The sequence below is a fragment of the Paraburkholderia gardini genome (assembly GCF_907164575.1).
GTDB lineage: Bacteria > Pseudomonadota > Gammaproteobacteria > Burkholderiales > Burkholderiaceae > Paraburkholderia > Paraburkholderia gardini.
Window position 1 is genome coordinate 1 of record NZ_CAJQYY010000058.1, and the last position, 5,567, is coordinate 5,567.

General features: G+C 59.9%; 4 protein-coding genes and 3 pseudogenes. 6 read left to right on the top strand and 1 reads right to left on the bottom strand.

Annotation, left to right across the window (positions count from 1 at the left end):
- Together fghA and LPA34_RS26675 are read left to right on the top strand one after the other, a co-directional pair.
- The coding region (gene fghA / locus LPA34_RS26670) for an S-formylglutathione hydrolase (RefSeq protein ID WP_228984129.1) at nucleotides 1-641 on the top strand (641 nt) is incomplete at its 5' end.
- A gap of 95 nt (nucleotides 642-736) precedes the next feature.
- Nucleotides 737-1,120 carry a VOC family protein gene (locus LPA34_RS26675; protein ID WP_228984131.1) on the top strand — a complete coding sequence of 128 codons (384 nt, stop codon included), beginning with the start codon at nucleotides 737-739 and terminating at the stop codon, nucleotides 1,118-1,120.
- Here the strand turns inward: LPA34_RS26675 and LPA34_RS26680 are convergent.
- Complete coding sequence (locus LPA34_RS26680; RefSeq protein ID WP_228984133.1) at nucleotides 1,099-2,064, bottom strand: LysR family transcriptional regulator; 966 nt, start codon at nucleotides 2,062-2,064, stop codon at nucleotides 1,099-1,101. The two genes, LPA34_RS26675 and LPA34_RS26680, sit on opposite strands and share 22 nt — an antisense overlap.
- A 126-nt stretch (nucleotides 2,065-2,190) precedes the next feature.
- Here LPA34_RS26680 and LPA34_RS26685 point away from each other — a divergent pair.
- From LPA34_RS26685 to LPA34_RS26700, 4 genes and pseudogenes are all read left to right on the top strand, one after another.
- Nucleotides 2,191-3,377: pseudogene (locus LPA34_RS26685) on the top strand (acyl-CoA dehydrogenase).
- Between the two features lie 5 nt (nucleotides 3,378-3,382).
- Entirely contained in the window at nucleotides 3,383-4,621 is a 1,239-nt protein-coding gene (locus LPA34_RS26690) for a CaiB/BaiF CoA transferase family protein (protein WP_228984134.1), read from the top strand.
- Nucleotides 4,618-5,384: pseudogene (locus LPA34_RS26695) on the top strand (3-hydroxyacyl-CoA dehydrogenase NAD-binding domain-containing protein). The gene LPA34_RS26690 and the pseudogene LPA34_RS26695 overlap by 4 nt, the downstream one beginning before the upstream one ends.
- A 71-nt stretch (nucleotides 5,385-5,455) precedes the next feature.
- Nucleotides 5,456-5,567: pseudogene (locus LPA34_RS26700) on the top strand (electron transfer flavoprotein subunit beta/FixA family protein); the annotation flags it as partial.

Genomic DNA, 5,567 nt, shown 5'->3' on the forward strand with positions numbered 1-5,567 from the left:
AACATGGCATCGCATTGATCGCGCCGGATACGAGCCCGCGCGGCGCCGGCATCCCGAACGAAAGCGCGGCGTGGGACTTCGGCGTGGGTGCTGGCTTCTATGTCGACGCGACTGAGAAACCATGGAACAGGCACTACCGCATGTACTCGTACGTCAAGGACGAACTGCGCGAGACGGTGCTGGCGGAACTGCCGATCGACGGCGGACGGCTAGGCATCTTCGGGCACTCCATGGGTGGTCATGGTGCGCTGATTCTGGCGTTGCGAAATCCTGACGTGTATCGCTCGGTGTCGGCGTTCGCGCCGATCGCCGCGCCGTCGCGGTGTCCTTGGGGCGAGAAGGCGTTCTCCCGCTATCTTGGCGCGGATCGTGAAACGTGGCGGCAGTACGACGCGAGTGAACTGGTGGCCCGGGTCGGCGGTGCGAAGCTTGCCGATGGCATCCTGATCGATCTGGGGCTCGCGGATCAATTCCTGCCGAACCAGTTGAATCCCAACGTGTTCGAAGCAGCTTGCAACACAGTGGGGCAACCTCTGACCTTGCGTCGTCACGAAGACTACGACCACGGGTACTACCTGATACAGAGCTTTGTTGAAGATCATATACGCCATCACGCACGAGTGATCGGTCGAGACGGTTAGGCCCGAAAGCAACGTTCCATCTCCGAGGATAAATCACTGGAGAGGTACATTCATTGTATTTAGTAATACATATCATTAACCACGAAGGAGTTTGTATGAGCGTTTTTACACATGTCACAATCGGCACCAACGATCTGGAAGTGGCTCGTCAGTTCTACGACAACATCCTCGGGAAGATCGGGCTGACGAGAGTGGCCGATCTGGGCGAGAACGGCTCGATCTGGGGCCAAGGTGCGCCATCGTTCTTCGTTTTAAAGCCCGCAAATGGTCAGCCGGCAACGATCGGTAATGGTGTCACGGTGTCGTTCGAAGCACCGGACCGCAAGTCGATTCACGCGTTTTACGATGCGGCGCTGCAGGCCGGCGCGAAGAATGAGGGAGAGGCCGGTCCGCGCGGTTGGGCGCCACACGCCTACGCGGCGTATGTTCGCGACCTAGATGGCAACAAGCTAGCTGTTTATTGCTTTAAGCCTGAATGATGCTGACGTAGGCACCCTGTGCCGCTGTGTGCTCGGTCCAGACCCAGTGGCTCCCTGTAGCTACGGGCCTGAGCTTCGATCCATTCACCAAAAGTACGCAGCGGTGCGCTGTCTGACTTCTGCTCGGGATAGGTGAGGTAGTACGAGCGGTCGCTCAGATAGTCGTGGTGTGCCACCGGAATCAGAACACGACGCTGTAATTCGTCTTCGATCAGCAGGCGCGGGATCAGGGCAATGCCCATCCCTTGAATGGCCGCTTCTGTCTGCATCGAGAAAAGCTCGAACCTTGGCCCTGACATGTCGCCGTCCACCTGCATGCTGCGCGACGCAAACCAGTCGCGCCACGCGTACGGTCGCGTGCTCTGCTGTAGTAGCCGGTAGCGTGTCCAGTCCGAAGCCGTCAGCTTCCGGCGTGGTGGGATCAAATACGGGCTGCACACCGCAATCGGACTCTCCCGCATCAGGAACTGGCTGGTCGTGCCCGGCCACGTCGCGGCGCCGGCGTAGATCGCAGCGTCGAGCTCCGTGTCGCTGAACAGGAACGGTCGCGTGCGGGTTGAGAGATTGATCGTGATTTCTGGATGAGTCGACATGAACGCGGGCATTCGCGGTAGCAGCCACTTGGTTGCAAACGTCGGCACGACAGCGATTTCCAGTGTGTCTCCCTGGCCGCCTCTAGCCATCAATTCCAGCGTATCACGTTCCACGTCATCGAGGCGGGAGGCGACTTTTCGGCTGTAGGCAACACCCGCTTCGGTGAGGGCTACTCCCCGTCTGTCGCGGCGAAACAGTTTGAGGCCAAGAAAGTCTTCCAGCGAAGCGATTTGCCGGCACACCGCGCTTTGTGTGACCGCAAGCTCGTCCGCGGCTTTCGTAAAGCTCTGATGGCGTGCCGCTGCCTCGAATGCGGATAGCGAAGCGGTTGATGGAATTTTTCGACGCATTGCGCGAGCTCCTATGGGACGGGCCGATCTGTGCAATTTTCGCACAGGTCAATGCGAACAAGTCGTTTGCAGGGGCAAAGATATGTCGTTAGATTGGTAGCACGGTCACTACCTGGCGGGTACGGAATGAGTCAACGGCACAAGTCTTCGTCGTTTCAATGGGACGATCCTCTATTACTGACGCAGCAGTTGAGCGAACAGGAGCGCATGTGGGTGAGTCCGCGCGCGTGTACTGTCAGGAGCGTCTCGGGCCCCGGATACTCGAGTCATTCCGCCATGAGCAGACCGATCCCGCGATCTTTCGCGAGATGGGTGAACTGGGCCTGCTAGGCGTGACGATCCCCGAGGCCTACGGCGGCGCGGGGCTCAACTATGTCAGCTACGGTCTGGTGGCGCGCGAAGTGGAAAGGATCGATTCGGGGTATCGCTCGATGATGAGTGTGCAGTCCTCACTCGTGATGGTGCCCATCAACGAGTTCGGTAGCGAGGCTGTCAAGCAGAAGTATCTGCCCCGGCTGGCATCCGGTGAGTGGATTGGCTGCTTCGGACTGACGGAACCCAATCACGGTTCGGATCCTGGCAGTATGGTGACTCACGCGCGAAAAGTTGCGGGAGGATACCGGTTGACGGGCAACAAGATGTGGATCACTAACAGTCCGATCGCTGACGTGTTCGTCGTTTGGGCAAAAGACGACGAAGGCGCGATCCACGGCTTCGTGCTGGAAAAAGGTTGGAAGGGCCTGTCGGCACCCACCATTCACGGCAAAGTCGGTTTGCGGGCGTCGATTACCGGTGAGATTGTGCTGGATGAAGTGTTTTGCCCGGAAGAGAACGCGTTCGAGAACGTGCGCGGTCTGAAGGGGCCGGTCACCTGTCTGAACAGCGCGCGCTACGGCATCGCTTGGGGTGCATTGGGCGCGGCGGAGGACTGCTGGCACCGCGCGCGACAGTACGTGCTGGATCGCAAGCAATTCGGCAAGCCGCTCGCGGCCAACCAACTGGTTCAGAAAAAGCTGGCGGACATGCAGACCGAGATCACGCTCGGCCTGCAGGGCTGTCTGCGTCTCGGCCGCATGAAGGACGAAGGGATCGCCGCGGTGGAGATCGCCTCCATCATGAAGCGCAACTCTTGCGGCAAGGCGCTCGACATTGCCCGTGTCGCACGCGATATGCTCGGCGGAAACGGCATCAGCGACGAGTTTGGTATTGCACGTCATCTCGTGAACCTCGAAGTGGTCAACACCTACGAAGGTACCCACGACATTCATGCGCTGATTCTCGGGCGTGCGATAACCGGCATCGCGGCCTTTTGACCAGCATGGACAGTACCTTGCACCCGGGGGCGCTCGCCGGCGTGCGCGTCCTCGATCTTTCGCGCGTGCTGGCGGGGCCGTGGTCCGGTCAGTTGCTCGCGGACCTCGGCGCCGATGTGGTGAAGGTGGAGCGTCCGTGCGCGGGAGACGATACCCGCGCGTGGGGGCCGCCGTGGTTGAGCGATCCGGATGGGCATTCGACAGGCGAATCCGCCTACTATCTCAGTGCCAACCGCAACAAGCGGTCGGTCACGATCGACCTGGGGCAGCCTGAAGGGCAGCGTCTCGTGCGGCAACTGACGAGCAAGGCAGATGTCCTGCTCGAAAACTTCAAGGTTGGCGGCCTCGCGCAATATGGGCTCGACTATGCAAGCCTCAAGACACTCAATCCACGACTCGTCTATTGCTCGATTACCGGCTTTGGCCAGACCGGGCCTTATGCGTCACGCGCAGGCTACGATTTCCTGATCCAGGGCATGGGCGGGTTGATGAGCTTGACCGGGCGAGCCGACGGCACTGAGGGCGACGGGCCGCTGAAGGCCGGTGTCGCGTTGACGGACATCATGACAGGTCTGTACGCAACGGTCGCAGTTCTTGCCGCGTTGAAGCGCCGGGAGCAGTCGGGAGAGGGGCAGCATATCGATCTCGCGTTGCTCGACGTGCAGATCGCGTGCCTCGCGAATCAGGCGGCGAACTATCTGGTGAGTGGCGTGGTGCCGCGACGCATGGGCAACGCCCATCCTAACATCGTGCCTTATCAGGACTTCCCGACAGCCGATGGCTACATGATCATCGCTGTCGGCAATGACAGCCAGTTCGCCAGCCTGTGCAAAACGCTGGGCAGACCGGAATGGTCCGGCGACGAACGCTTCGCCATCAATCCGCAGCGCGTGAAGCATAGGAGCGAACTGATCGCACTTATTCACGGCATCACGGTACGCCGCACGACCGACGAGTGGGTCGCCGCCATGAAAGCGGTGGGCGTTCCCTGTGGCCCGATCAATACCCTCGACCGTGTGTTTGCGGACCAGCACGTGAAGTCCCGGCACACACGCATCGACATGCCACATCCGCTGGCGAAGCAGGTGCCGCTGGTTGCCAATCCGATCCGGATGTCGGAGTCGCCGGTGCAGTACCGGCGTGCGCCGCCGACGCTCGGCCAGCATACGGATGAGGTGCTGTTGGATTGGCTCGACGCGACTGCGGCGGAAATCGGCGATCTGCGCGTGAGGAACGCAATATGAAAATCCGGACCATAGGTATTGTTGGCGCCGGGCAGATGGGCAGCGGAATCGCGCAGGTTTGCGCGGCGTCGAGATTGGATGTCGTGCTCAACGACATCGACCAGGCCGCGATACGGTGAGGTATGAATGGTATAGCGGCCGGGCTCGAACGGATGGTGTCGAAAGGGAAGATATTCGAGGCCGAGGCGACTGCGGTACAGGCACGTACCGAGGGCAGTGTTGCGTTGTCTGACCTGGCGTCATGCGACTTGGTGATCGAGGCCGCGACCGAGCATTTGCAGATCAAGCGGGACGCTCTGAAACAACTGGACTTGATTGTCAGGCCTGACGCGATCTTCGCAACCAATACCTCGTCGGTGTCCGTGACGAAGCTCGGCGCAACGCTCTCGAACCCTGGTCGCTTCACGGGGCTGCATTTCTTCAACCCCGTTCCGATCATGGAGCTGGTCGAGGTCATTCGAGGCTTGCTGACGAGTGCCACGACGTTCGACACGACCATCGCATTCGCAAAGCGCATCGGCAAGACACCGATCGACGTGAAGAATTCTCCCGGGTTCGTGGTGAATCAGGATCCTGGTGCCAATGATCAGCGAAGCGATTCGCGTTGGCCGACTTCATCGGCCTCGACACGGTGCTTGCGATCATGGAAGCGCTGTACCGCGATTTCAACGATCCGAGGTATTGGCCAGCGCCCTTTCTCACGGAACGGGTGAATGGGGGATGTCTTGGGCGAAAAACTGGACGCGGCTTTTATTCCTATTGAACGCTGCGACGCGAAGGTGGCGCCCGGCCGGCGGACTTGTCGACCGGGCTTCGATTTCATGAAGGGGCAATATGAAGATCCTGGTAGCAGTGAAACGTGTGGTCGATTACAACGTGAAAGTCCGGGTGAAGTCGGACGGTACGGGTGTCGACATCGCGAACGTGAAGATGTCGATGAATCCGT